This window comes from Pelomonas sp. Root405 (genome assembly GCF_001425165.1).
GTDB lineage: Bacteria > Pseudomonadota > Gammaproteobacteria > Burkholderiales > Burkholderiaceae_C > Pelomonas.
The window spans coordinates 64575-88162 of the sequence record NZ_LMDU01000015.1 but is presented as its reverse complement, the minus strand read 5'-3'; the positions used below and the strand labels follow the sequence as shown (position 1 = coordinate 88162).

Here is a 23588-nt window from a genome sequence, read left to right as displayed (position 1 = left end):
TGCATGAAGCAGCTTCTCTTCGCGCTGGCGTTTTGCGCGATGCAACTGGCAAACGCCGCCGTCCTCGACGACATGAAGGACGCCGCCCTCTGGAAGGCCAGCGCCTCCGACCAGGTCAAGGTGACCGTCCGCCGCGACGTGCGTGACGACAGCCTCTGCCTCGATTACGACTTCTCCGGCGTCTCCGGCTACGCCGTGCTGCGCCGCGAACTGCCGCTGGACTGGCCTGCCGACTTTGCGCTGACGACGCAGCTCAAGGGCAGCGGCAAGGCCAACGACGTCCAGATCAAGTTCGTCGACGCGAGCGGCGACAACGTCTGGTGGATCAACCGCCCGGCAATGCCCTTGCCCGACACGTTGACGGAAACGACCTTCAAGCGCCGCCACGTCGCCTTCGCGTGGGGCCCGACCGAGAACCGCAGCCTCGCGCGCAGCCAGTTCATCGAGTTCGTCGTCGTCGCCGGCCAGCAGGGCGGCGGCGGCGCGGGGGAGCTGTGCGTTGGCCGGCTGGAGCTGCAGCCGCGCGAACCGGCGCCCAAGACCTGGCCTGAGCCGCGCCGCAAGCTCGGCGGCGGCGAGCTGACGCTGGACTTCCAGCGCCTGCGCGAGTTCAACGGCCTGTGGTTCGCCATCGGCGCGGCCACGCGCGTCGAGGTGTCAGACGACAACCGGCGCTGGAAGCTGCTGTCCAGCCGCCCCGGCCGCGCGCTCTTCCTCGGCGAGCAGGAATGGCGCTGGCTGCGCCTGAGCTACGAGGGCAAGAAGCCGCCCGACGTCGAACTGCGCGACGCCGCGCACTGGCCCGACCGCAACGCCGCCGTCGCCGAGGTCGCCAAGTCGCTGCCGCGCGGCGAGCTGCCGCGCGCCTTCATCGGCGAGCAGAACTACTGGACCGTCGTTGGCGTCGACGGCGGCGCACAGCGCTCTGGCCTGGTCAGCGAGGATGGGGCCATCGAACTGACACGTGGTGGGCCGAGCATCGAGCCCGCTGTGCGACTGGCCGATGGCCGCGTCGTCACCTGGGCGCAGGTGCGCACTGAGCACAGCCTTGTCGAGCAGGCCCTGCCGGTCGTGCAGTGGAGGCACGCCGACGTGGAGCTGCGCATCGAGGCCGGCGCTGACGGCACGGCCAAGGCGCCGCAGCTGCTGGCTCGCTACACGCTGCGCAACCCGACGAGCCGGCCGCAACGCTACTCGCTGTTGCTGGCATTGCGGCCCTGGCAGGTCAACCCGCCGCAGCAGTTTTTGTCGACGCCCGGCGGCATCAGTCTGCTGCCCGCGTTGGCCTGGGCCGACGGCCAGCTCAGCGCTGCCGGGCTGGCCGTCAAGCCACGCGAGACGCCCGCTGAAGTGCGCGCCACACCGTGGAGCGCCGGCCCCGGCCTCGCATCGCTGCTGCAAGCGCCGCCGCTGACCCAGATGACCGACGCCGAACAGCTGCCGTCGGCGCTGATGCGCTTTGACGTCGAGTTAGCGCCCGGGCAGGCGCGCACCCTCGGCTGGGTCACGGGCGGCGACGCCACGGCCCTCGATACCCGGCTCGCCGTCGCCGCCGCGCACTGGCGTGAGCGCCTCGGCACGCTCGAACTGCGCCTGCCGCCGCAGGCCCAGCTCATCGCCGACACCATGCGCAGCGCGCTGGCGCAGATGCTGATGTCGCGCGAGGGTCCGGCGCTGCGCCCGGGCACACGCTCATACGCCCGCTCCTGGGTGCGCGACGGCGCCATGATGGTGGCCGGCCTGGTGCGCATGGGCGAGGCGCAGGCGGCGCGCGAGTTCGTCGACTGGTATGCCGGCTACATCTTCGAGTCCGGCAAGGTGCCCTGCTGCGTGGACCAGCGAGGCGCCGACCCGGTCGTCGAGAACGACAGCCACGGGCAGTACCTTTTTTCCGTCGCCGAGCTGTGGCGCCACAGCCAGGACCGCGCGCTGCTGGAGCGCCACTGGCCTCATGTCCAGCGCGTCGTCGCGTGGATGGAAAGCCTGCGGTTGAGCGAACGCAAGCCCGGCGCCGATCCGCGCTTCAAGGGCCTGATGCCGCCCTCCATCAGCCACGAGGGCTACAGCGACAAGCCCGCCTATTCCTACTGGGACGACTTCTGGGCGCTGCGTGGCTACAAGGACGCCGTGCAGATCGCGCAGGCACTGGGTGACACGGCCAGCGCCGTCCGCTGGGCCGTGTCGCGCGACGAGTTCGAGGCCGACCTGGGTGCGTCCATCACTGCGACGGCCCAGCACTTCAAGCTGGACCACATTGCCGGCGCCGCCGACCGCGGCGACTTCGACGCGACCTCCACGACGATGGCGCTGAACCCCGCCCAGGCCGAGGACAAGCTGCCGGCCGCGCTGCTGCGCGGTACCTTTGACCGCTACGTCGCCGAGGCCGATGCGCGCATCAAGGGCAGCAAGGCCTGGAAGGACTACACGCCTTACGAGCTGCGCAATGTCAGCGCCCTGGCGCGCCTGGGCCGCGTCGATGACGCGCACCGCCTGCTGGCCTGGTTCTTCACCCACCAGCGGCCGGCGGGCTGGAACCAGTGGGCCGAGGTGGTGCTGCCCGATGCACGCGAGCCGCGCTTCCTCGGCGACATGCCGCATGCCTGGATCTCATCGGACTACCTGCGCGCGGCGCTGGACCTGCTGGCTTATGAGCGTGAGTCGACCGGTAGCCTCGTGCTGGGCGCCGGCCTGTCCCCGGCTTGGCGCAGTGCCGGGGACATCGGCGTGACCGGCTTGTCCACCGCCTGGGGCCGGCTGGACTACCGCTTGCTCAAGCGCGCCGACGGCGGCTGGACGCTGCACATCGACCGCCGGCCCGAACGCCTGCCCGGTGACTTGCGCCTGGCCTGGCCAGGAGGCGGCACACTGCCTAACGCTACAACCGAAGTCACAACCCAGCGGCTGACCTGGCAGGGCCGCGAGCTGCCGCTGCCGGCAGGCGCCACGACGATCCAACTGGAGCCCACACCATGACGATGAACCGCCGCCAACTGCTGTTGACGACGCCCGCCCTCGCTGCACCGCTGTTGAGCGCCTGCGCGGCACTGCCGCCCACGCCCCCCAACGGCCTGGCTGCCGGCGAGCAGCGCCCGTGGGCGCTGGGAGGTGAACGCATGTGGGTGTCACTGCCGTCGGCGTACACGCAGCGTCGGCAGCGCTGGCCGCTGCTGATCTTCCTGCACGGCTCCGGCGAGCGCGGCACCGACCTGGAGAAGGTCAAGGTCCACGGCCCGCCGTCCTGGGTGGCGCGCGGTGTCAACCAGCAGCTCATCATCGTGAGCCCGCAGCTCGAGGACGGCGTGCGCTGGGACCCCGAGCGCCTGCACAAGCTGCTGGGCGGGCTGCAGGCCCAGCTGCACATCGACGCGCAACGCTGCCTCGGCACGGGCCTGAGCCTCGGCGGCTACGGCATGTGGCACTGGGCCACCACCTACCCGCGCGACCTGGCGGCCATCGCGCCGGTCTGCGGCTTCGGCGACCCGGGCAAGGTCGCCGCCATGCGGGGCGTGCCGGTGCGCGGCTATCACGGCGACCAGGACCGCGCCGTGCCGCTGGCGCCGCACGTGGCCTGCGTCGAAGCCCTGAAGGCGGCCGGCGGCACGGCGTCACTGACCGTCTACCCCGGCGTCGGCCACGACTCCTGGACCCCGGCCTACCAAGACCCTGAACTGATTCCCTGGCTGTTGGCACAGAAACGAGCATGAGCCTTCACATCCTGAGCAACGCCGCAGGCCTGCAGGCCGAGCTGCTGTCCCACGGCGCGCTGCGCCGGCTGATGTGCGGGCCGGCATTGATGCTCAATCTCTTCCCCGGCAACGAACTGGAAGGCGGGCCGGCCAATGTCTGGCTCCGTCGTCGGGACGGGCGTGATGCCGGTGGCGGCTGGCGGGTCGCGCCGCTGCTCGGCCCGCGGTCGCCGCTGAGCGTGCATGCCGCGGAAGGCGCCTTTGAGATGCGCGGCGACTGGGACGGCCTGGCGCTGCGACTGCAACTGCGCCTGGCCGCCAACGAGGCGACGCTGTTCTGGCATCTGCAGGCCGAGAACCGCAGCGGCGCGGCCTGCGACATCGCGCCCGTCCTCGTGCAGGACGTCGGTCTGGCCAGCTACGGCGCCGTGCGTACCAACGAGTTCTACGTCAGCCACTACATCGACCTGCAGCCGTTGTACGACGCCGACGGCGGTGTGCTGCTGGCGGCACGCCAGAACCAGGCGCAGGACGGCCAGCACCCCTGGTTGCTGGCCGGTTCGCTGCGCCGTTCCGAGGCGTTTGCGACAGACGCGGTCCAGGTCTGGGGACATGCCGCCCGTGAAGGCGCCACGGCGCCGGCACTGCTGGCCGGCCTGCCCAGCCAGCGTCTGCAGCGCGAGCATGCTCTCGTCGCGCTTCAGGACGAGACCATCACGCTCGCGCCCGGCGGACGCGCGGCGGCGGGGTTCTTCCTGTCGATGCAGGCGCACCACCCCGAGGCGAGCAGCGACCCCGATCTGTCGCGCCTGCCGGCTCTGCTGGCGCTGCCCGAGGCCGAGCCCTCGGAGCCGCTCGATGAGCCCGGCCATGCGCCCGCGCCGAGCCTGTTCGCCAGCGCGCCTTTGCTCGCCAGCCACGACCTCGGCGCCGAGGCCCGCCGCCAGCTTTTTGCCGGCGAGCGACGCCACGAGGAATGGCAGGACGGCCGGCTGCTGAGCTTCTTCACCGACGACGCCAGCCACGTCGTGCTGCGCGCCAAGGAGTTGGTCGTGCAACGCCCGCACGGCCACATCCTGCGCAGTGGCGACCACCTCGTGCCCGACGAGGGTGCGCTGACGTCCACCTGCTGGATGGGCGGCGTCTTCCATTCGATGCTGACCCAGGGTCACGTCAGCATCAATCGCCTGCTGTCGACTCAGCGCAGCCTGCTCGGCCTGTTCCGCACCGCCGGCCTGCGGCTCTTCATGCAAGCCGAGGGCGGCGACTGGCAGCTGCTCGGCCTGCCGTCGGCCTTCGAGATTCGGCCGCAGCGCTGCCGCTGGTTGTATGCGCATGATGGCGGCGTGATCGAAGTGCTGGCCGAAGCCGGTGCCGCGCCGGATGCGATGAGCCTCGTGGTCAACGTGCTGCAGGGCGGCCCGCTGCGCCTTCGCGCCTGCCTCAACCTGGCACTCGGCGGTGACGACGGCGCCACGGCGCCCAGGCCGGCCTGGGCGCACAGTGGCGACCGCCTGCGCATCACGCCGCCCGAGGGCAGCGAGCTGGCCGAACGCTTCCCCGACGGCGCCCTGGTCATCGGCGCACCCGGCGTATCAATAGTTGGCGACGACGGCCGGCTGTACGACGACGGCGTGAGCCGCGGCGAGCCGCTGCTGTGCCTGGACTTCGCGCCGGCGGCGGCCTTCGCACTGACCTTGCGCGGCGAGCTCGTCACCGCCGCGCCGCCCGCACCGCAGGCGCTTGTGCTGCCGCAATGGCAGCTGGCGCATCCTGCGCTCGCGCAGCTGCGCGACATCCTGCCCTGGTATGCCCACAACGCGCTGGTGCACTACCTGTCGCCGCGCGGGCTGGAGCAGTATTCCGGCGGCGGCTGGGGCACGCGCGACGTCTGCCAGGGGCCGCTGGAAATGCTGCTGGCCCTGGGCCAGACCGCGCCGGTGCGCGATTTGCTTCTGCGAGTCTTCAGCGCCCAGAACCCCGACGGCGACTGGCCGCAGTGGTTCATGTTCTTCGAGCGCGAGGCCGGCATCCGCGCGGGCGATTCGCATGGCGACATCGTCTTCTGGCCGCTGCTAGGTCTGGCGCAGTACCTCGTCGCCAGCGGCGATGTCGGCCTGCTCGACGAGGTGGCCCCCTTCCACGGCGGTGAGGCGGCGCCCTTGGCGGCGCATGTGGAGCGTGCACTCGCGCTGATCCGCCAGCGCGTGGTGCCCGGCACCGGCCTGGCGGCCTACTGGCATGGCGACTGGAACGACTCGCTGCAACCGGCCGACCGGGCACTGCGCGAGCGCCTGTGCAGTGCCTGGACGGTCACCTTGCACCACCAGATGCTGCACACGCTCGCGACGGCGTTCACGCAGATCGGCCGCGCCGACGAAGCCGCCGCGCTGGCGGCCGAGGCCGTGGGCGTGCGCGCCGAGTTCCACCGCCTGCTGGTGCAGGACGATGTGGTGGCGGGCTATGCGCTTTTCCCTGAACAGGGCGAGCGCGAGTTGTGGATTCATCCGCGCGACACGCGCACGGGGCTGCGCTACAGCCTGCTGCCGATGATGCATGCCGTCATCGACGAGCTGTTCACGCCCGAGCAGGCGGCGTTGCAGGCCGCGCTGATCGAGCAGCATCTCAAGGGCCCCGACGGCGCGCGGCTGTTCGATGCGCCGCTGCCCTATCGCGGCGGGCCGTCGCAGTTGTTCCAGCGCGCCGAAACCAGCGCCTTCTTCGGCCGCGAGATCGGCATCATGTACATGCATGCCCATCTGCGTTACGCGCAGATGCTGGCCCATCTCGGCCAGGCCGAGGCCTTCCTGCATGCGCTCACGCTGGCCCACCCGGTTGCGCTGGGCGACCGCGTACCCAGCGCCAGCCGGCGCCAGGCCAACTGCTACTACTCCAGCTCCGACGCCGCGTTTGCGGACCGTTATGTCGCCCAGGCCGAATACGGCCGCGCGCTGGCGGGTGACGTCGCGCTGGACGGTGGTTGGCGCATCTATTCCAGCGGCCCCGGCATCGCGCTCGGGCTCGTCATCACGTCCTTGCTCGGCCTGCGGCTGGAGCAGGGCGCCCTGGTCGTCGACCCCGTCATGCCCGAGGTGCTGGATGGACTGAGGGTGCAGCTGATGCTGGCCGACCTGCGCCTGGAGCTGACCTACCGCGTCGGCCCGCGCGGGCAAGGCGTGGTGCGCGTGCTGGATGACGCGGGCGCCGAACTGGTTGCCACCCGGCGCGCGCATGCCTATCGCCTGGGCGCCCTGGCTCTGGACCGACCCGCGCCGGGCAGCGTTTGCCGCTGGACCATCGAGCTGGGTTAGGCCATTCGCATCGGGATGGTGACTGGCCCGTCGTTGACCAGGTGCACCTGCATGTCCGCGCCGAACTCGCCGCTCGCGACCACCGGGTGCTGCTGGCGCGCGAACGCCAGCGTGTGCTCGTAGAGCCGCCGGCCTGCTTCAGCCGGCGCCGCGCCGGTGAAGCTGGGCCGGTTGCCGGCGCTGACGTCCGCCGCCAGCGTGAACTGGCTGACGATGAGCAGGCCGCCACCCACGTCCTGCAGGCTGCGGTTCATCTTCCCGGCGGCGTCGCTGAAGATGCGCAGCTTCAGCACTTTGGCGATGAGCTTTTCGGCCGTCGCCACGGTGTCGGCCGGCTCGGCGCAGATCAGCATCAACAGGCCCGGGCCGATGGCGCCGATGACCTCGCCACCCACTTCCACGCGCGCCTCGCGCACCCTTTGCAACACCGCGATCACACCAAGTCCTCCTCATCCAGCATGTGGGGCTCCACATCCATGGGCAGCAGCTGGATGCTGACCCGCAATCCGGGCACCGCACGCATCAGCGCTTCTTCGACCTCGCCGCGCACGGCGGCAGCGCGGCTCAGCGTCCAGCGCGCCGGTACATGCATGTGCAGGTCCACAAAGCGACGCTGGCCGGCCACGCGGCTGAAGACGTGGTCGAAGCGCACCGTCTGTGGCTGGCCATGGCTGTCCAGCACCGCCTGCACGTTGGCCAGCGATTCGGCGTCCAGTGCCTCGTCCATCAGCCCGCCGGTGGACTTGCGAAGCAGGTGCACGCCTTCGCGCAGGATGTTCAACGCGACGAGGCCGGCCAGCAGCGGGTCCAGCCACTGCCAGCCCGTCGCGATGACGCCGATCAGGCCGGCGACGACGCCCGCCGAGGTCCAGACGTCGGTGATCAGGTGCCGCGCGTCACCTTCCAGCGCAACCGACCGCACTTCCCGCGCCTTGCGCAACATGGCCCAGGCCAGCGCGCCGTTCAGCACTGAACTGATGATGGTCAGGGACACGCCCAGGCCGAGGGCTTCAAGCGGCTGCGGGTGGCGCCAGCGGTCCACCGCGCCCCACAGGATGCCCAGTGCCGCCGCGATGATGAGGATGCCCTCGAAGCCGCTGGAGAAGTACTCGGCCTTGTGGTGGCCGTAGGGGTGGTTGTCGTCCGCCGGCTGGGCAGCGAGCGTCACCATCGCGAGCGCGAAGACCGCGCCGGCCAGATTGACGAGCGACTCCAGTGCATCGGCCGCCAGGCTGACCGAGCCGGTCCACCACCAGGCGGCCGTCTTCAGCGCAATCGTCACGACAGCGGTCGCGACGGAGAGCTTGAGGTAGGAGCGGGCCTGCATGGCGCCATTCTCCAGGGGTGCGCGCCGTCTATCGACCCGAGGAGGGCCGGCTCTTCCTAGAATGCCGCGCATTCCCTCGGAGCCCGCGCATGACCACCCCCCACACCACCGACGTCTCCCACATCGCGCCGCGCGAGAAGGCCGAGATCCTTTCGCAGGCCTTGCCCTATATCCGCAAGTTCCACGGCAAGACCATCGTCATCAAATACGGCGGCAATGCGATGACCGACCCGGCCCTGCAGCAGGACTTCGCCGAGGACGTGGTGTTGCTGAAGCTGGTCGGCCTGAACCCCATCGTCGTGCACGGCGGCGGGCCGCAGATCGAGGGCGCCCTGAGCCGCCTGGGCAAGAAGGGTGAGTTCGTGCAGGGCATGCGCGTCACCGACGAGGAGACCATGGAAGTCGTCGAATGGGTGCTGGCCGGCCAGGTGCAGCAGGACATCGTCGGACTTATCAATGCCGCCGGTGGCAAGGCCGTGGGCCTGACGGGGCGCGACGGCGGCATGATCCGCGCCAAGAAGCTCAAGATGATGGACAAGGACGACCCGGCCAAGGAGCACGACGTCGGCCAGGTCGGAGACATCGTCGCCATCGACCCCAGCGTCGTGAAGGCGCTGCAGGATGACCAGTTCATCCCGGTCGTCAGTCCTATCGGCTTCGGCGAGCACAACGAGAGCTACAACATCAATGCCGACGTCGTGGCCGCCAAGCTGGCCACCGTGCTGCAGGCCGAGAAGCTGCTGATGCTGACGAACATCCGCGGCGTGCTGGACAAGAACGGCGAGCTGCTGACCGAGCTGACCCCACGCCGCATCGACGAACTGGTGGCCGACGGCACGATCAGCGGCGGCATGATCCCCAAGATCGCCGGTGCCATCGACGCGGCCAAGAGCGGCGTCAACGCCGTCCACATCATCGACGGCCGGGTGCCGCACTCCATGCTGCTGGAAGTGCTGACGGACCAGGCGTATGGCACGATGATTTCCTCCCGGTGAACCCCCGCGACCAGGTCTGGCTGTTCGACCTCGACGACACGCTGCACAACGCCTCGCACCGGGCGTTCAAGGAATTGAACGCGTCGATGACGGCCTACATCGTCACCCACCTCGGGCTGCCCGAGGACGAGGCTGTGGCGCTGCGCCACCGCTACTGGTTGCGCTATGGGGCCACGCTGACCGGGTTGCAACGCCACCATGGCGTCAAAGCGGCGCACTTCCTGCACGAGACGCATCTGCTGCCGGGGCTGGACGCCCATCTGCACGGCCATGCGCATGACCTGGCGGCGCTGCGCCGGCTGCCGGGCCGCAAGTTCCTGATGACCAATGCGCCGCGCGTCTATGCGGAGCGCGTGCTGGCCAAGCTGGGCCTGCGCGACGTCTTCGAAGGCCTGGTTTGCATCGAGGACATGAGCTGCTTCGGCCAGTCTCGCCCCAAGCCGGATGCGCGCATGTTCCGCATCGTGCTGGCCCGCCTCGGCGTGCCGGCGCGGCGCTGCATCCTTGTCGAGGACACGCTGGTGCACCAGAAGACCGCCCGCGGCCTGGGCCTGCGAACCGTCTGGATGCAGCGCTGGCTGCGCGGTGCGGGTGCGGCGGGCCTGCACCGGCGGCCCGTCTATGTGAGCCGGCGCGTGCGGTCCTTGGCGGCCTTGTTACGCTCTCCCCATTTCTGAAGGAAGGCGGCGGGAGGCAAGGGGTTATCCTCGCCCGACAATACGACTTCCTCGCGTTTGGAAAGTCCACAGAGTCCATGTCCCCGTTCTCGGTCCTGATCGTCGAAGACCAAGCTCGCTTCCGCGACGCGTTCACGCATGCGCTGGGCAATGTGCCCGATATCGAGCTGCTGGGCATTGCGCCCGACCTGCCCCAGGGCCGGCGCATGTTCGATCAACTGCAGCCCGACGTGCTGCTGGTCGACCTGGACCTGCCCGGCGGCAGCGGCATCGAGCTGATCCGCCATGCGGCCCAAACGCGGCCGCAGTGCGAGGTCATGGTGATCTCGGTGTTCGGTGACGAGCAGCATGTGGTGGCCAGCATCGAGGCCGGCGCCACCGGCTATCTGCTCAAGGACAGCCTGGCGCTGGACCTGCCCGGCCAACTGCGCTCCCTGCGGGCCGGTGGCAGCCCTATCAGCCCCATCATTGCCCGCCGCCTGCTGGTTCGTCTGGCGCCCGGCGCGCAAGGTTCCACCGGCCCTTCGCCGGAAGCCATGGCCGCGACGATGGCGGACGAGGAAGTGGTCGCCCTGTCCGAGCAGGAGTCGCGGGTGCTGCATCTGGCTGCCAAGGGCTTCACCTTCGACGAGATCGCGCAGTTCATGCAGGTGTCGCCGCACACGGTGATGACCTATGTGAAGCGCGTCTATCGCAAGCTGCACGTGCGCTCCAAGGTCGAGGCGATCTACGAGGCACGCCGCCTCGGCTGGCTGCGCGATTAGCATCCGCCGCATGGACGCCGCCGCCCCGCCTGACGACAGCACCGCTCCCAGGAAACGCCCCAAGCCGGGCGAGCGCCGCACACAGATCCTGCAGGTGCTGGCCGGCATGCTGGAGCAACCCGGCGCCGACCGCATCACGACGGCGGCGCTGGCGGCCAGGCTGGATGTCAGCGAGGCGGCGCTCTACCGCCACTTCGCCAGCAAGGCGCAGATGTTCGAGGCGCTGATCGACTTCATCGAAGGCAGCGTCTTCGGCTTGGTCAACCAGATCGCGGACTCGCCGCTTCCGTTGCCATTGCCCGGCAAGGCCGCGCGCATCGCCAGCGTCATCCTGCAGTTCGGAGAAAAGAACCCCGGCATGGCGCGTGTCATGGTGGGCGATGCGCTGGTCTACGAGAACGAGCGGCTGGTGGCACGCATGAACCAGTTCTTCGACCGCATCGAGTCGTCGCTGCGCCAAGTGCTGCGCACGGCGGCTGAGGCTCAAGGTTCGATGACGCCGACGGTGCAGGCCAACGCCCAGGCGTCGGTCTGGGTCAGCTTCATCATCGGCCGGCTGCAGCGCTATGCACGCTCAGGGTTCAAGCGGCTGCCGACGGAGCAGTTGGAAGCCTCTCTGAGAAGCATCGGCTAACTACACTGGCGGCATGTCTGCCGCTCTGGAATCCTTTCTCGCCCGCGCCGAGGGCCTGCTGACCCGGCTTGAAGCCGTGCTGCCCCATGCCGCCACGCCGCCCGATTGGGCTGCGTCGACCGCATTCCGCGCCCGCCGCCGCCATGGTGCCCTCGTGCTGGAGCCGGTGCGTGCCGTCAGCCGCATTCGCCTGTCGGACCTGCAGGAGGTGGAACCGCAGAAGGAGAGGCTGCTGCGCAACACGGCCCAGTTCGTCGCCGGTCGGCCGGCCAACAACGTGCTGCTGACGGGCGCCAAGGGCACGGGGAAAAGCTCGCTGATCAAGGCCGTGCTCAACGAGTTTGCTGGCCAGGGCCTGCGCCTCATCGAGGTCGACAAAGCCGACCTCGTCGACCTGCCGGACCTGGTCGAGCAGGTCGCTGCGCGGCCGGAGCGCTTCGTTGTTTTCTGCGATGACTTGAGCTTCGACGAAGGTGAGGCCAGCTACAAGGCGTTGAAGAGCGTGCTCGACGGCTCGGTGGCCGCCGCCGGCGACAACGTGCTGATCTACGCCACCAGCAACCGCCGCCACCTGCTGCCCGAAAAAATGGTCGACAACCTGGCGGGCTCGCACGGCGAGCATGGGGAGATCCACCCTGGCGAGGCCGTGGAGGAAAAGATTTCGCTGTCGGAGCGCTTCGGGCTGTGGATCAGCTTCTACCCCTTCAGTCAGAACGAGTACCTGGCCATCGTGGCGCAGTGGCTGCGGCACTTCGGGCTGGATGACGGGGCCATAGCCGGCGCTCGACAGCAGGCGCTGATCTGGGCGCTGGAGCGCGGCTCCCGCTCGGGCCGGGTGGCCTACCAGTTCGCACGTGACATGGCGGGGCGCGCCGAATGACCGAGCGCGAAATCACTGAAGTCGCCGTCGGCGTTCTCGTTGCACCTGACGGCCAGTTCCTGCTGACATCGCGCCCCGAGGGCAAGGTCTACGCCGGCTACTGGGAGTTTCCGGGCGGCAAGGTCGAGGCCGGCGAAAGCGTCGAGCAGGCGCTGGCCCGCGAACTGCGCGAGGAGCTTGGTGTGCAGATCGGTGCGGCTCATCCGTGGCAGACGCTGGTCATGGACTATCCCCATGCGCGCGTACGCCTGAACTTCTGCAAGGTGTTCGACTGGCAGGGTGAATTCCAGATGCTGGAAGGCCAGCAGATGGCCTGGGCCAACCTGCCGGTGCAGGTCGTCCCCGTGTTGCCGGGCACCATTCCCGTGCTGAAGTGGTTCGCCGAAGAACGTGAATACGTCGGCCCCACTCACCTGGATTGAAAACATGAGTTGGCTTGACGAAGTGAAGTGGGACGACAAGGGCCTGGTGCCCGTCATCGCCCAGGAGCAGGGCACGGGCGACGTGCTGATGTTTGCGTGGATGAACCGCGACGCTTTGGCGCTGACGGCGGAGCGCGGCCAGGCTGTCTACTGGAGCCGTTCGCGCGCCAAGCTCTGGCACAAGGGCGAGGAGAGCGGCCACTTCCAGCAGGTGCATGCCATCCGCATGGACTGTGACAACGACGTGGTGCTGCTGACCGTCACGCAACTCGGCCATGATCCAGGCATCGCTTGCCATACTGGCCGCCACAGCTGCTTTTTCCAGAAGCTGGAGAACGGCGTCTGGGGCATCACCGAGCCCGTGCTGAAAGACCCCAACAAGATCTATGAGTGACGACATCCTCCGCCGCGTCGGCGCGGCCATCGAATCCCGCAAGGGTGCCGATCCTTCGACCAGTTATGTCGCCAAGCTCTTCGACAAGGGCTTGGATGCGATCTTGAAGAAGGTCGGTGAGGAAGCCACCGAGACGGTCATGGCCGCCAAGGACGGCGACCCGCAGAAAGTGGTCTATGAAGTGGCCGACCTGTGGTTCCACAGCATGGTCGCTTTGGCCCATTTCGACCTGAAGCCTGAGGACGTGCTGGCCGAGCTTGCACGCCGTGAAGGCCTGTCGGGCCTGACTGAATTCGCCCAACGAGGAAACCAGCCATGAGCGCTGACCCGAACTGCCTCTTCTGCAAGATCGTCGCCGGCCAGATCCCGAGCAAGAAGGTCTACGAAGACGAGGAACTGCTCGCCTTCCACGACATCCATCCGTGGGCGCCGGTGCACGTCCTCATCATCCCCAAGCGCCACATCGCGTCCATGGCCGAGGTGACCGAGACCGAGGCGCCGCTGCTGGGTCGCATGGCGGCCCTCGGCCCGCGGCTGATGAGGGAGTTGGGGGTGACAAATGGTTTCCGCCATGTCATCAACACCGGCCACGACGGCGGCCAGGAAGTCCATCATTTGCATCTGCACGTGATGGGCGGCCCCCGCCCCTGGTTGAAAGGCTGAGCCGGGACCACACATAGTGCCTGCGCACTAGGAGCGCTTTTGACGCGGCTCCCCGAATGGGAGTCGGCGCGCACAAGGGCCTCACCTAGAATTCCAGACAGTCCTCACCGGAGAAACATCATGGGTTCATTCAGCATCTGGCATTGGTTGATCGTGCTGCTGATCATCGTCCTCGTCTTTGGCACCAAGAAGCTCACCAACATCGGCAAGGATCTGGGGGGCGCCGTCAAGGGTTTCAAGGATGGCATCAAGGACGGTGGCACCACGTCGGAAACGACGCCCGCCACGCCGCCCCAGCAAGTCACCGCCCACAAGGTCAACGACCCGAACACGGTTGACGTCGACGCCAAGACCAAGTCCTGATGTCGAGCCTGACGAGTGCTTGATTTTGGTTTCGACAAGATCGCGCTGATCGGCGCGGTGGCCCTGATCGTCATCGGCCCCGAGAAGCTGCCGCGTGTGGCGCGCACGGTGGGGACGCTGCTCGGCAAGGCGCAGCGCTATGTGTCCGACGTGAAGGCCGAAGTCAACCGTTCCATCGAGCTGGAGGAGCTTCAGAAGATGAAGACCCAGTTCCAGAGCGCGGTGCAGGACGTCGAGCAGAGCGTGCGGCAGGAAGTGGATTCGGCCACCCAGGCCTTCGACCAGTCCTGGCGCGACGTGACGAGTGATTCATCCTACGAATCGACCTCGCTCGCGGCGCCGCCGCCCGAGTACCGGCATCCCAAGAAGAACTGGCGCCTCAAGCGCGGTGCCACGCCGATGTGGTTCAAGCAGAAGGCGGGTGTGAAGCGACATACCCAGTCCGGCGCGGCTCGCGTGGCCAGATTCAGGCCTCCGGGCATTCATCGATGAGCTCTTTCCAGAAACCCGACCACGACGAACTGGCCGGTACAGAACAGCCCTTCGTCGCCCACCTGATGGAATTGCGCGATCGGCTGCTGCGCGCCTTCATCGCCGTGGCCGTCTGCTTTGGCGCGCTGGCCTTCTATCCCGGCCCGGGCGCGCTCTACGATTTGCTCGCCGCCCCGCTGGTGGCCCACCTGCCGGCCGGCACGACGATGATCGCCACCAACGTCATCGCACCGTTTTTCGTGCCCATCAAGATCACCATGCTCGCCGGCTTCATGATGGCGCTGCCGGTGGTGCTCTACCAAGCCTGGGCCTTCGTCGCCCCGGGTCTCTACTCGCACGAGAAACGTCTCGTCGTGCCGCTGGTGCTGTCCAGCACGCTGCTGTTCTTCGCGGGCGTGGCGTTCTGCTATTTCTTCGTCTTCGGCCAGGTCTTCGCCTTCATCCAGAGCTTTGCGCCCAAGAGCATCACGGCCGCGCCTGACATCGAGGCCTACCTCGGCTTCGTCATGAACATGTTCATCGCCTTCGGCGCGGCCTTCGAGGTGCCTGTCGTCGTCGTCGTGCTGGCGCGCATGGGCATCGTGTCTGTCGAGAAGCTGCGCGAGTGGCGCGGCTATTTCATCGTTGTCGCCTTTGTCATCGCGGCCGTCATCACGCCGCCCGATGTCGTCTCGCAACTGGCGCTGGCCATCCCGATGTGCCTGCTCTACGAGGTGGGGCTGTTTGCGGCGACCTACTTCGTGCGCCACACCAAGGCGCCCGACGAGACCGAGCAGGCGACGGATCAGTCGTCCTGATCGCGCTGCGGCTTGGGCCGCTGGGTCACGGCCAGTTGGAAGGTCATCGGCTTGCCCGCGCGCTGCACGCCCACATCGACCTGAGCGCCGGGCTTGAGCGCTGCCACGCTGGCCAGCAGTTCCGCGGGCGTCGCCACCGTCCGCTCGCCGATGCGGGTCAGCACATCGCCGGGCCGGATGCCGGCCTGGGCCGCCGGCGCATCGTTGACGACACCGCCGATCAGCACGCCCTTGGCGTCGCCGAGCTTCAGCGCGTCGGCCAGCTCGGGCGTCAGCTCACGCGTCTGCACGCCGATCCAGCCGCGCGCGACGACACCGTCCTGCAGTAGCGATGACGCCACCTGTCGGGCCACGTCGACGGGGATAGCGAAACCGATGCCCAGCGACCCGCCGCTGCGCGAGAAGATGGCCGTGTTGATGCCCACCAGTCGCCCGTCGGCGTCGACCAGCGCGCCGCCCGAATTGCCCGGGTTGATGGCCGCGTCGGTCTGGATGAAGTTCTCGAAGGTGTTGATGCCGAGCTGATTGCGCCCCAGCGCCGAGACGATGCCCGAGGTCACGGTCTGGCCGACGTTGAAGGGGTTGCCGATGGCCAGCACCACGTCGCCGACCTGCAGGCTGGCCGCGTCGCCCAACGCGATGGTGGGCAGGTCGGGCAGGTCAATCTTCAGCACCGCGACGTCGGTCTCCGGGTCGGTGCCGATCAGCTTGGCCTGGGCCTGGCGGCCGTCGCTGAGCATGACCTCGATGTCGGAGGCGCCCTCGACGACATGGTTGTTGGTCAGCAGCACGCCGTCGGCCGAGATGATGACGCCCGAGCCGAGGCCGAGCTGAGGGCTGCCGCGGGGCTGGCGCTGGCCGAAGGGGAAACCGGGGAAGCCAAACAGCGGTTCATGGGCGCGGCCCGCCCGTGACGGCGCCTTGCTGGCGGTGATGCTGACCACGGCGGGCGACGCCACGCGCGCCGCCTGCGCAAAGCCGGCGCGCACGACCGAGGCGGCCGGCGAGGGCGGCAGGGCGATCTGGCGCGCGGTTTGGGCGATGGTGGCGTCCGGCTGGCGGGGCCGCTGCAGCCATTGCGGCTTGAGTGTCGAGATGACGAAAAGCACCGCCAGGGCGACCGTGACCGCCTGCGCGAAAATCAGCCAGAGCCGTTTCAACACCACATCCCCATCAAGCCATGACCGATCGCGCTGCGCTGGAACTCAGCCTCACCCAGTTGCTGGAGCCCGCACGGTTCAAGGATTATGGGCCGAACGGTCTGCAGGTCGAGGGGCGCGCCGAGGTCGGCCATCTCGTCTGCGGGGTCACTGCCAGCCTCGCGTTGATCGACGCCGCCATCGCGGCCAGGGCCGACGCCATCCTCGTGCACCACGGCCTGTTCTGGCGCGGTCAGGACGGTCGCGTGACCGGCTGGATGAAGCAGCGCCTGGCCCGCTTGATCCAGCATGACATCAACCTCTTTGCCTACCACCTGCCGCTGGACGCCCACCCGACGCTGGGCAACAACGCGCAGCTGGGCGCGCGCCTGGGCTGGACGGCGGATGCCCGCTTCGGGGAGCAGGACCTGGGATTCAGCGCCGCCGTCGAGCCGACCAGCCTGGACACGCTGACCGGCCAACTGCGTGACGTGCTGGACCGGGAGGTCACGGTGGTGTCTGGCGACGGCCGCCCGCTGCGGCGCGTTGCCTGGTGCAGTGGCGGCGCGCAGGGCTACTTCGAGTCGGCGATAGCGGCCGGCGCCGACGTCTTCATCACGGGTGAGATCTCGGAGCCCCAGGCCCACTACGCCCGCGAGACCGGCGTGGCCTTCGTTGCGGCCGGCCACCATGCGACCGAACGCTATGGCGTGCAGGGCGTGGGCGCGTGGGTGGCTCAGGACCTGGGGCTGAGCTGGCAGTTCATCGACGTCGACAACCCGGCCTAGCCGGCGTGTGCAAGGGCGTAGCTGATTGCTGCCTGCACGGCGGCCACCTGGGCGTCGATGCACTGCTGTGGCGTCGTGCGCGCGCTGTCGGGGTAGACCTCGGTGGTCGTGCTGAAGCGCGCGCCGGTGATGGCCGCGCACAGGTGGCGCCGCGCGACAGCCAAGGCGATCACGCCGGGTGACTGCAACGTGCAGCCGGTGATCCGCCCGTCGTCATCTGCCGGCGCGATGTGGGTGACCCGGGCGACTGCGTCAATGACGGCGCGCTGGAATTCGGGCTGTGGATGTTCGGCGTCGTCGACGAGGTAGAAGCCATCGGGGATGGTTCCGGGCTCGAAGGGCTCACCGTCGCGCGCGGCCAGGGCCGGCCGGAACTCCGATTCGTCCGAGTCGGTCGTCTCGTGCAGGTCGATGTGCAGCAGCACCCGCCCGCGCAGCGGCGCAAGCAGGGCCACCAGGGCGGCAGACTCGCCGACCGGGCTGCCCGCGCGGAAGTTGCGGTTGGGGTCGAGTGCATCGAAGTTCCAGCGTTGCACCCGCTCGTAGGCCCAGGGGCTGACGCAAGCGGCCACCAGCAGGTCGGCGCGGCCCGCCAATTCAAGGCCGTGCCGCTGTACGTACTGGAGAGCGCCGTGCACACCGCTGGTTTCGTAGCCATGCACGCCACCGGTCACGACGATGACGGGCAACGTGTCGTTCCAGCCGCGGCTGCAGATGGCGAGCAGTGGGAACCGCTCGGACTCGTACTCGATGACGCCGTACTCGCTGACATCGAAGCCTTCGCGCATGGGCGCTATGGCGGCCAGCACGTCCTGCGCATAGCTGCGGTGCTTGACCAGGCGCCCGCGCCAAGCCCGCACCTCGGCGGGGCCCCAGGGCTGCCCGGCTGTGCCGATTGAGTAGCTCATGGCCTGGCCCTCTCGCTGGCGATCCATGCGGTGATGCGCTGCTCCAGCAGTGGCAGCGGCATGGCGCCCTCGTCGATGAGGGCATTGTGGAAACGGCGCTGGTCGAACTTGCCGCCCAGCATGCCTTCTGCCCGGGCGCGCAACTCCTTGATTTTCAGCGCGCCCATCATGTAGCTCAGCGCCTGGCCGGGCTGCGCGTAGTAGCGGTCGACCTCGGCCGTCATGAAGACCGAGTCATGGCCGGTCTGCTCGATCATGTAGGCGATGGCCTTGTCGCGGCTCCAGCCGAGGGCATGCAGGCCGGTGTCGACGACCAGGCGGGCAGCGCGGAACATCTGCGCCTGCAGGTGGCCGAAGCGTGTGTAGGGGTCGCGGAACAGGCCGAGCTGCGGGCCCAGCGTTTCGGCATACAGGGCCCAGCCTTCGCTGAAGACCGAGTACTGCGACTGACGCCGGAATTTGGGCAACTCGCCGAGCTCCACCTGGCGCGAGATCTGCAGGTGGTGGCCGGGCACGGTTTCATGCGCCACCAGCGTTTCCATCGCCCACTTGGGCCGGCGCTTGAAGGCGATCGCATTGGCGTTGAACCAGCCGGGCGTCGTGCTGTCCAGCGATGGACCGTTGTAGTTGTCGGCCGCGCCCTCGCCGGTATAGGCGGGCATGCCGCGGATGCCATAGGGCGAACGCGGCAACTGGGCAAACAGCTTGGGCAGTTCGGGGTCGATGCGCTTGGCGATGGCGCGGTAGCCATCGAGCAGTTCTTCAGCGTTCTGGTTGAAGAACCGAGCCTCGCTGTAGAGAAACTTCTTAAAGGCCGCCAGGTCGCCATCAAAGCCTGCCTCGACCTTGACCTTTTCCATCTCGCCACGCAGTCGCGCGACTTCGCGCAAGCCGGTGGTGTGGATGTCGCCGGCCGCGAGTGGCAGGGTCACATTGCGCTGGATCAACGCTTCGTAGACCTTGTCACCGCCGGGATAGCCGGAAAGCGAGCCGCTGTCGGGCGCCTTGGGTGCCAGTTCGTCCTTCAGTACGGCGAGCAGCTTGCGTTGGGCCGGGTAGAAGACCTCGCGCAACGCCGCCTGGCCCTGCGCCTGGTAATTGGCCTTGACGCCGGTATCCACCGTCATGCGGTTGAAGGGTTCGTAGACCGGGCTCTTCGTGACGTCATCGGGCAGTTGGCCCTCGACTTGCGCGATGGCGCGGGCCAGCACCGGTTTGGACGTGACCCAACCGAGCGCCAGGCCCTGGCGCAGGATGGCGATCTCCTGGTCCACCCGGGCGGGATAGGCGGCCAGGCGTGCCAGCCACTGCTTCACTTGCGTCTCGTTGTTGACCGGCACGTTGCGCGCAAAGCCTGCAAGCGCCGATTGCGCGCCCGAGAGAGTGCCCAGCGTCAGCGTGCGCCAGCCGGCAAAGCCCTGCATGGCGACATCTTGCTGGTAGCGGTTGATGAAGAGGGCCAGCGACACGCGGTCGGTGTCGCTCAGCGCGCTCACGTCAAAGCCTTGGGCGCGCTTGAGCATGTCGCGTGCGAACGCGTCACGGTCGGCGAGGCCGGCGGCTGAGCGATCGCTGAGCTTGTCGTTGAAGCGCAGGTCGCCACGCAGCGTGGCCCGTTCGGGCGCCGCGCGAGCCTCGCTGTCCCAGGCTTCGTCGAACAGAGCCTGCAAGGCCTGGCGCGCCTTGACCGAGGCGTCGGCAGCGGCAGCGGCATTGGCCGCGGGCCTGGGCGCCGGCTGAGCGGCGGCGGGCGTGGAAATATGCAGGCCCGCGATCAGGGCGGCAGCAAGGGTGATGCGCAAGAGAGTCTCCATGGCTTGATGGGCCGGCCGGCAGTCTGCCAGTGCGCCGCAGCACGTGATGAAAGAATGGCGCATGACCCCGGACAACTCCCTAGACGGCCCGCTCGGTCGCGCCATCCTCGTCAGCATGGGCGATGCCTGTGGCATCGGGCCGGAGATCATTGCCAGGCTCTGGCAGCGCGAGGCGCCGCAAGATGCCTTGGTTGTGGCTGATGTCGCCGTCATGAGGCGCGCTGTCGAGGTCATCGGCGGCGGGCTGGCCGTCGCCGAGTTGCATGGGCCTGAGGAGTTAGGCCGCGTGCCGCCGCGCTGCCTGCCGGTCTGGCAGCCGTCGGCGCTGCCGTCCCGGCTGACCGACGCGCCGCTGGGCCGTGTCGATGCCCGCGCTGGTGCGGCTGCGGTGGTTTGCATCGAGGCGGCCGTCGCCTTGATCCAGGCCGGCCGCGCCTGCGGTCTGGTCACGGCGCCCATCCACAAGGAGGCGCTGCATGCCGCGGGCTCGGTGTTTCCCGGCCACACCGAAATGCTGCAGGCCCTGGCTGGCGCCGATGGCGAGGTGCCGCCCGTGCGCATGATGCTGGCCAACGAGGAGCTGCGCACGGTTCTCGTGACCATCCACTGCTCGCTGCGCGACGCCATAGCTCGCGTGACGCGCGAGGCCGTGCTGGAGACGCTGTGCATCACCGACGCGGCGCTCAAGCGCATGGGCTTTGTGATGCCGCGTATCGCGGTGGCCGGGCTGAATCCGCATGCGGGCGAAGGTGGGCTGTTCGGCGACGAGGAGATCCGGCATATCGCGCCGGCCATCGCCGATGCGCGGGCCGCCGGAATGGATGCCAGCGGTCCATTCGCACCGGACACCGTCTTCATGCGGGCTCGCCGCGGTGAGTTCGATGTCGTCGTCGCGATGACCCACGACCACGGGCTGATCCCGGTGAAATACCTCGGCGTGGAGCAGGGCGTCAACGTGACGCTGGGCCTGCCCTTCGTGCGCACGAGCCCTGACCACGGCACGGCTTTCGATATCGCTGGCCGCGGCGTCGCGGACCCGGCCAGCCTTGCGGCGGCACTCGCAATGGCACGCCGTTTGGCCGCCTAGCGGCCGCCGAGGGCGGCGAGCTGTGCGCGGGCGCGCGCGGTCGCGCGCTCAAGCAGATGAGCGGGCTCAAAGGCGCGCATGCGGCCGGCCTCGCAGAGCTTCCTCAGCATGCGAGCCGTCATCGTGACCGTCTCCTGGTGGCGGTTGCCATGCGTGAAGATGAAGAAGCTGCGGCCGGCGCTGACGTGGGCCAGGCGCACCTTCTGCCAGTGCTCGCCGGTGTGCATCTGGTAGGCGAAGCCGAGTTCCATGGTCTCCAGCAGCAGGGCGCCGCTGCTCGCCTCGACAGCGCTCTCTGCGGCCGGCAGACCATCGATGGAGATGTCTACCGCCTGCAGCGGCTCGGCGGCCGCCTGAGCGTCATTGCCGGACAGGTCAAGGTCGAGTTCGCCGTTCCAGTCGACGCCCGATTCCTCCACCAGGCCCAGGCTCTTGGCTTCGGCCGGCGTCAGCCGCTGGCTGGCGTCGAGTTCGCCGGGCGCGGTCTCGCCGGCAATCGGCTTGGCCAGGTCGACCTCGGCAGGAGGGGCCACGCCGAAGATCTGGTCGAGCTGCTTGACCAGCAGATTGGTGTCAAGCGGGCTGGGCGCCTGGCCTTTCAGAGACTCGGCATGTGCGGGCAGCAGCGCGCCGAAGAAATCCTTGCGCGGCGCGTCTGGCCAGCGGATCAGGTCCAACCCCTCGTTGAGGGTGCGCATCAGATTCGGTAGCTCGCGCAGGAAGTCGGCCCGTGCGGCGGTACCGCCCTTAGGCTGCACGCTCATGACCAGGCTGCGGCCGAGCTGGCGCAGGCGCAGCGCGCGCTCTGGAGCGCCTTCGCGTGAGGCCAGCACGATGGCCTGGCTCCAGACCTGGGCCAGGAAGATGCGCAGGAAGTCCTGCATCGGCACCTTGGCCAGCTGCTGCTGCAGCAACAGCGAATAGCGCTGCTGCAGGCGCAGGTCGGTCTCGCGACGCTCGACGACGGCGGCAGCGTCGCCCGCTGCCTTCAGCGTGTTGCGGGTCTGCTCGGCGATGAAGGTCTCGAGTTCGTCGAGCTTGGCCGTGTACACGTCCATGCGGTCGAAGTCGCCGCTCGCCACGTCCTGCACCAGGTCGCGCACGTGGGCGAGGAAGGAGCGGCCGGGGTCGTCACTGAAATCTTCAAAGGCGCAGGCCAGTGAGGCCATGCGGTTGACGAACTGGCGCACCGGATGCCGGCGCGACGAGAAAAAGGTCTCGTCCCCGAGTGCCACACGCAGCACCGGCAACTGCAGGCGGGCGAGCAGGCGCGCCATCTGCGGCGGCACCTTGGGATCGGACAGAATCTGGTCGAACAGGCTGCCGACGACGTCGATGACCATGTGGTCCAGCCGGCCCGTCGAAGCCTGGCGCAGCTCGTCGCGGTGCAGGCTGATCAGGTTGGTCGGCAGCGGCATCTGGCCCCAGGCGCTCGGCTCGCCGCTGAGGGTGTCCAGTCCCATGCGGCTGGAATGGCCGCCGTCGTAGCCGCCACCGCCGTCGTAGGCGCCCGGAGCCTGAGCAAGTCGGCGCAGCAGCTCCATCATCTGCGGGTCGACACGGCCAAGGCCGCCCGTGCCACCACCGCCTGGACCGCCGCCTCGACCGCCAAAACCGCCACCGCCTGTGCTTCCGAAGCCGCTGCCGCGGCTACTCTGGCCGCCACTTTGGCCCAGGCCGCCATGACCTGAGCCGCCATAGCCACCGTAGCCGCCACGCGTCGACATGCCGCCGTGGCTGGAGTCCAACCCGCCCGGCTCGGTGGCGCCGCCGAGGCCACCCAGGCGCGAGGCGGCGCCGTCCTGCTTGGCGCGCACGCGCAGATCCTGCGGGCGCAGGCCGCGCGAACGCAGCAGCTCCGCGATATCGGCATAGCAGCCGCGCATTTCCTGAGCCAGCGCGCGGGTCAGCTCGTCGGTCAGGGTCTGCCGGGTCTGCGGATCGTCGGTAATGGTCTGGACGGCGTCGAGCAAGCCCTGACCAATGAGCTCGGGCCGCAGTGGGTTGCGCTCGCCGATCTGGATGCCGGCCACGTATGACTCGACCTCGCGCAGTTCCCACTCGCAGTGATGACCGATGGCCAAGCCGATGCGGTCCGCGGCGACGAGGTTGTTGACCTGGTCGTCGTCCATCAACGACAACTCGCCCCAATCCTTTTTGGCCGTTGGTGCGGCCGCTGGCTTGGTATCAGATTGTTCGGCCGCCACCTGTTTGCGCAAGCTCTGTACAAACCGCTGCGAGAAGACGCCTTGTTGCTGCCGGAAAACGAATTGCGCCGCCAGCAGGGCATCGCGGCGCCTGATCTGGCCGGCCGACAACGCTGACAAGCCCAACCCCTCCGCGCAGCGCTCGCCCGCCTGCTCGCCCGCCAACCGGATGCGGGTCAGCGAAGCTTCGAGGTGCGGATTCAGACGTATCTCTGGGGCGTTCATCAACGTTGGAGGGTT

General features: G+C 68.6%; 23 protein-coding genes. 17 read left to right on the top strand and 6 right to left on the bottom strand.

Annotated features, from left to right (window positions below):
* Positions 1-3: 3 nt before the first annotated feature.
* From ASC81_RS27405 to ASC81_RS21990, 3 genes are read left to right on the top strand one after another with little or no spacing between them, the layout of a single operon-like run.
* Positions 4-2973: a hypothetical protein gene (locus ASC81_RS27405; protein ID WP_056272132.1), complete on the top strand. Its 2970-nt coding sequence runs from the start codon at positions 4-6 to the stop codon at positions 2971-2973.
* Complete coding sequence (locus ASC81_RS21995; protein ID WP_156392352.1) at positions 2970-3704, top strand: phospholipase; 735 nt, start codon at positions 2970-2972, stop codon at positions 3702-3704. Before ASC81_RS27405 ends, ASC81_RS21995 begins: the two co-directional genes overlap by 4 nt.
* The gene (locus ASC81_RS21990) at positions 3701-6997 is read left to right on the top strand and encodes a hypothetical protein (protein ID WP_056272127.1); all 3297 of its coding nucleotides are present in this window, start codon (positions 3701-3703) and stop codon (positions 6995-6997) included. The genes ASC81_RS21995 and ASC81_RS21990 overlap by 4 nt, the downstream gene beginning before the upstream one ends.
* On the opposite strand, the gene dtd is transcribed toward ASC81_RS21990, so the two are convergent.
* On the bottom strand, positions 6994-7434 hold the full coding sequence (dtd, locus tag ASC81_RS21985) for a D-aminoacyl-tRNA deacylase (RefSeq protein ID WP_056272125.1): 441 nt from the start codon (positions 7432-7434) through the stop codon (positions 6994-6996). The genes ASC81_RS21990 and dtd overlap by 4 nt on opposite strands.
* Entirely contained in the window at positions 7431-8324 is an 894-nt protein-coding gene (locus tag ASC81_RS21980; protein WP_056272123.1) for a cation diffusion facilitator family transporter, read from the bottom strand. Before ASC81_RS21980 ends, dtd begins: the two co-directional genes overlap by 4 nt.
* Before the next feature lie 89 nt (positions 8325-8413).
* Here ASC81_RS21980 and argB point away from each other — a divergent pair, with 89 nt between their 5' ends.
* The 12 genes from argB (at position 8414) to tatC (ending at position 15405) form a co-directional block, all read left to right on the top strand.
* Complete coding sequence (gene argB, locus ASC81_RS21975; RefSeq protein WP_056272121.1) at positions 8414-9319, top strand: acetylglutamate kinase; 906 nt, start codon at positions 8414-8416, stop codon at positions 9317-9319.
* Entirely contained in the window at positions 9316-9996 is a 681-nt protein-coding gene (locus ASC81_RS21970; protein ID WP_056272118.1) for a pyrimidine 5'-nucleotidase, read from the top strand. Before argB ends, ASC81_RS21970 begins: the two co-directional genes overlap by 4 nt.
* Positions 9997-10073: 77 nt before the next feature.
* Positions 10074-10760, top strand: a complete 687-nt coding sequence (locus ASC81_RS21965) for a response regulator transcription factor (protein ID WP_056272115.1) — start codon at positions 10074-10076, stop codon at positions 10758-10760.
* A gap of 10 nt (positions 10761-10770) precedes the next feature.
* Positions 10771-11394 carry a nucleoid occlusion factor SlmA gene (gene slmA, locus ASC81_RS21960; RefSeq protein WP_056272112.1) on the top strand — a complete coding sequence of 208 codons (624 nt, stop codon included), beginning with the start codon at positions 10771-10773 and terminating at the stop codon, positions 11392-11394.
* Positions 11395-11407: 13 nt separating this feature from the next.
* Positions 11408-12274 (top strand): ATP-binding protein, encoded by an 867-nt coding sequence (locus tag ASC81_RS21955; RefSeq protein WP_056272110.1) that lies wholly within the window; start codon positions 11408-11410, stop codon positions 12272-12274.
* Positions 12271-12696, top strand: coding sequence for an NUDIX domain-containing protein (locus tag ASC81_RS21950; protein WP_056272108.1), 426 nt, complete (start codon positions 12271-12273; stop codon positions 12694-12696). Before ASC81_RS21955 ends, ASC81_RS21950 begins: the two co-directional genes overlap by 4 nt.
* Positions 12697-12700: 4 nt before the next feature.
* Positions 12701-13090, top strand: coding sequence for a phosphoribosyl-AMP cyclohydrolase (gene hisI / locus ASC81_RS21945; RefSeq protein ID WP_056272105.1), 390 nt, complete (start codon positions 12701-12703; stop codon positions 13088-13090).
* A complete protein-coding gene (locus ASC81_RS21940) occupies positions 13083-13409 on the top strand; it encodes a phosphoribosyl-ATP diphosphatase (RefSeq protein WP_056272104.1) in 327 nt (108 codons plus the stop codon). Before hisI ends, ASC81_RS21940 begins: the two co-directional genes overlap by 8 nt.
* The gene (locus ASC81_RS21935; RefSeq protein WP_056272101.1) at positions 13406-13753 is read left to right on the top strand and encodes a histidine triad nucleotide-binding protein; all 348 of its coding nucleotides are present in this window, start codon (positions 13406-13408) and stop codon (positions 13751-13753) included. Before ASC81_RS21940 ends, ASC81_RS21935 begins: the two co-directional genes overlap by 4 nt.
* 120 nt (positions 13754-13873) lie before the next feature.
* Positions 13874-14116 (top strand): Sec-independent protein translocase subunit TatA, encoded by a 243-nt coding sequence (gene tatA, locus ASC81_RS21930; protein WP_056272098.1) that lies wholly within the window; start codon positions 13874-13876, stop codon positions 14114-14116.
* Positions 14117-14131: 15 nt separating this feature from the next.
* Positions 14132-14608, top strand: a complete 477-nt coding sequence (tatB, locus tag ASC81_RS21925; protein WP_056272095.1) for a Sec-independent protein translocase protein TatB — start codon at positions 14132-14134, stop codon at positions 14606-14608.
* Positions 14605-15405 carry a twin-arginine translocase subunit TatC gene (gene tatC, locus ASC81_RS21920; protein WP_056272092.1) on the top strand — a complete coding sequence of 267 codons (801 nt, stop codon included), beginning with the start codon at positions 14605-14607 and terminating at the stop codon, positions 15403-15405. The genes tatB and tatC overlap by 4 nt, the downstream gene beginning before the upstream one ends.
* On the opposite strand, the gene ASC81_RS21915 is transcribed toward tatC, so the two are convergent.
* Positions 15393-16568, bottom strand: coding sequence for a S1C family serine protease (locus ASC81_RS21915; RefSeq protein WP_082536745.1), 1176 nt, complete (start codon positions 16566-16568; stop codon positions 15393-15395). The genes tatC and ASC81_RS21915 overlap by 13 nt on opposite strands.
* A gap of 17 nt (positions 16569-16585) precedes the next feature.
* Here ASC81_RS21915 and ASC81_RS21910 point away from each other — a divergent pair, with 17 nt between their 5' ends.
* Entirely contained in the window at positions 16586-17332 is a 747-nt protein-coding gene (locus tag ASC81_RS21910) for a Nif3-like dinuclear metal center hexameric protein (RefSeq protein WP_056272086.1), read from the top strand.
* Here the strand turns inward: ASC81_RS21910 and ASC81_RS21905 are convergent.
* Together ASC81_RS21905 and ASC81_RS21900 are read right to left on the bottom strand one after the other, a co-directional pair.
* Positions 17329-18240 (bottom strand): peptidase, encoded by a 912-nt coding sequence (locus ASC81_RS21905; protein WP_056272522.1) that lies wholly within the window; start codon positions 18238-18240, stop codon positions 17329-17331. The genes ASC81_RS21910 and ASC81_RS21905 overlap by 4 nt on opposite strands.
* The gene (locus tag ASC81_RS21900; protein WP_235533740.1) at positions 18237-20042 is read right to left on the bottom strand and encodes a DUF885 family protein; all 1806 of its coding nucleotides are present in this window, start codon (positions 20040-20042) and stop codon (positions 18237-18239) included. Before ASC81_RS21900 ends, ASC81_RS21905 begins: the two co-directional genes overlap by 4 nt.
* A 73-nt stretch (positions 20043-20115) precedes the next feature.
* Here ASC81_RS21900 and pdxA point away from each other — a divergent pair, with 73 nt between their 5' ends.
* Positions 20116-21141, top strand: a complete 1026-nt coding sequence (gene pdxA / locus ASC81_RS21895) for a 4-hydroxythreonine-4-phosphate dehydrogenase PdxA (protein WP_056272519.1) — start codon at positions 20116-20118, stop codon at positions 21139-21141.
* Here pdxA and ASC81_RS21890 read toward each other — a convergent pair.
* Positions 21138-23573: a DUF1631 family protein gene (locus ASC81_RS21890; protein WP_056272081.1), complete on the bottom strand. Its 2436-nt coding sequence runs from the start codon at positions 23571-23573 to the stop codon at positions 21138-21140. The two genes, pdxA and ASC81_RS21890, sit on opposite strands and share 4 nt — an antisense overlap.
* Between the last annotated feature and the right edge of the window lie 15 nt (positions 23574-23588).

Bases quoted from the DNA above. Each gene is read 5' to 3' on its own strand.
- argB (WP_056272121.1), top strand. From the start codon at position 8,414: ATGACCACCCCCCACACCACCGACGTCTCCCACATCGCGCCGCGCGAG.
- ASC81_RS21990 (WP_056272127.1), top strand. From the start codon at position 3,701: ATGAGCCTTCACATCCTGAGCAACGCCGCAGGCCTGCAGGCCGAGCTG.
- ASC81_RS21980 (WP_056272123.1), bottom strand. From the start codon at position 8,324: ATGCAGGCCCGCTCCTACCTCAAGCTCTCCGTCGCGACCGCTGTCGTG.
- tatA (WP_056272098.1), top strand. From the start codon at position 13,874: ATGGGTTCATTCAGCATCTGGCATTGGTTGATCGTGCTGCTGATCATC.
- pdxA (WP_056272519.1), top strand. From the start codon at position 20,116: ATGACCCCGGACAACTCCCTAGACGGCCCGCTCGGTCGCGCCATCCTC.
- ASC81_RS21950 (WP_056272108.1), top strand. From the start codon at position 12,271: ATGACCGAGCGCGAAATCACTGAAGTCGCCGTCGGCGTTCTCGTTGCA.
- ASC81_RS27405 (WP_056272132.1), top strand. From the start codon at position 4: ATGAAGCAGCTTCTCTTCGCGCTGGCGTTTTGCGCGATGCAACTGGCA.
- ASC81_RS21995 (WP_156392352.1), top strand. From the start codon at position 2,970: ATGACGATGAACCGCCGCCAACTGCTGTTGACGACGCCCGCCCTCGCT.
- tatC (WP_056272092.1), top strand. From the start codon at position 14,605: ATGAGCTCTTTCCAGAAACCCGACCACGACGAACTGGCCGGTACAGAA.
- ASC81_RS21905 (WP_056272522.1), bottom strand. From the start codon at position 18,240: ATGAGCTACTCAATCGGCACAGCCGGGCAGCCCTGGGGCCCCGCCGAG.
- hisI (WP_056272105.1), top strand. From the start codon at position 12,701: ATGAGTTGGCTTGACGAAGTGAAGTGGGACGACAAGGGCCTGGTGCCC.
- ASC81_RS21965 (WP_056272115.1), top strand. From the start codon at position 10,074: ATGTCCCCGTTCTCGGTCCTGATCGTCGAAGACCAAGCTCGCTTCCGC.
- ASC81_RS21955 (WP_056272110.1), top strand. From the start codon at position 11,408: ATGTCTGCCGCTCTGGAATCCTTTCTCGCCCGCGCCGAGGGCCTGCTG.
- ASC81_RS21910 (WP_056272086.1), top strand. From the start codon at position 16,586: ATGACCGATCGCGCTGCGCTGGAACTCAGCCTCACCCAGTTGCTGGAG.
- ASC81_RS21935 (WP_056272101.1), top strand. From the start codon at position 13,406: ATGAGCGCTGACCCGAACTGCCTCTTCTGCAAGATCGTCGCCGGCCAG.
- slmA (WP_056272112.1), top strand. From the start codon at position 10,771: ATGGACGCCGCCGCCCCGCCTGACGACAGCACCGCTCCCAGGAAACGC.
- ASC81_RS21890 (WP_056272081.1), bottom strand. From the start codon at position 23,573: ATGAACGCCCCAGAGATACGTCTGAATCCGCACCTCGAAGCTTCGCTG.
- ASC81_RS21940 (WP_056272104.1), top strand. From the start codon at position 13,083: ATGAGTGACGACATCCTCCGCCGCGTCGGCGCGGCCATCGAATCCCGC.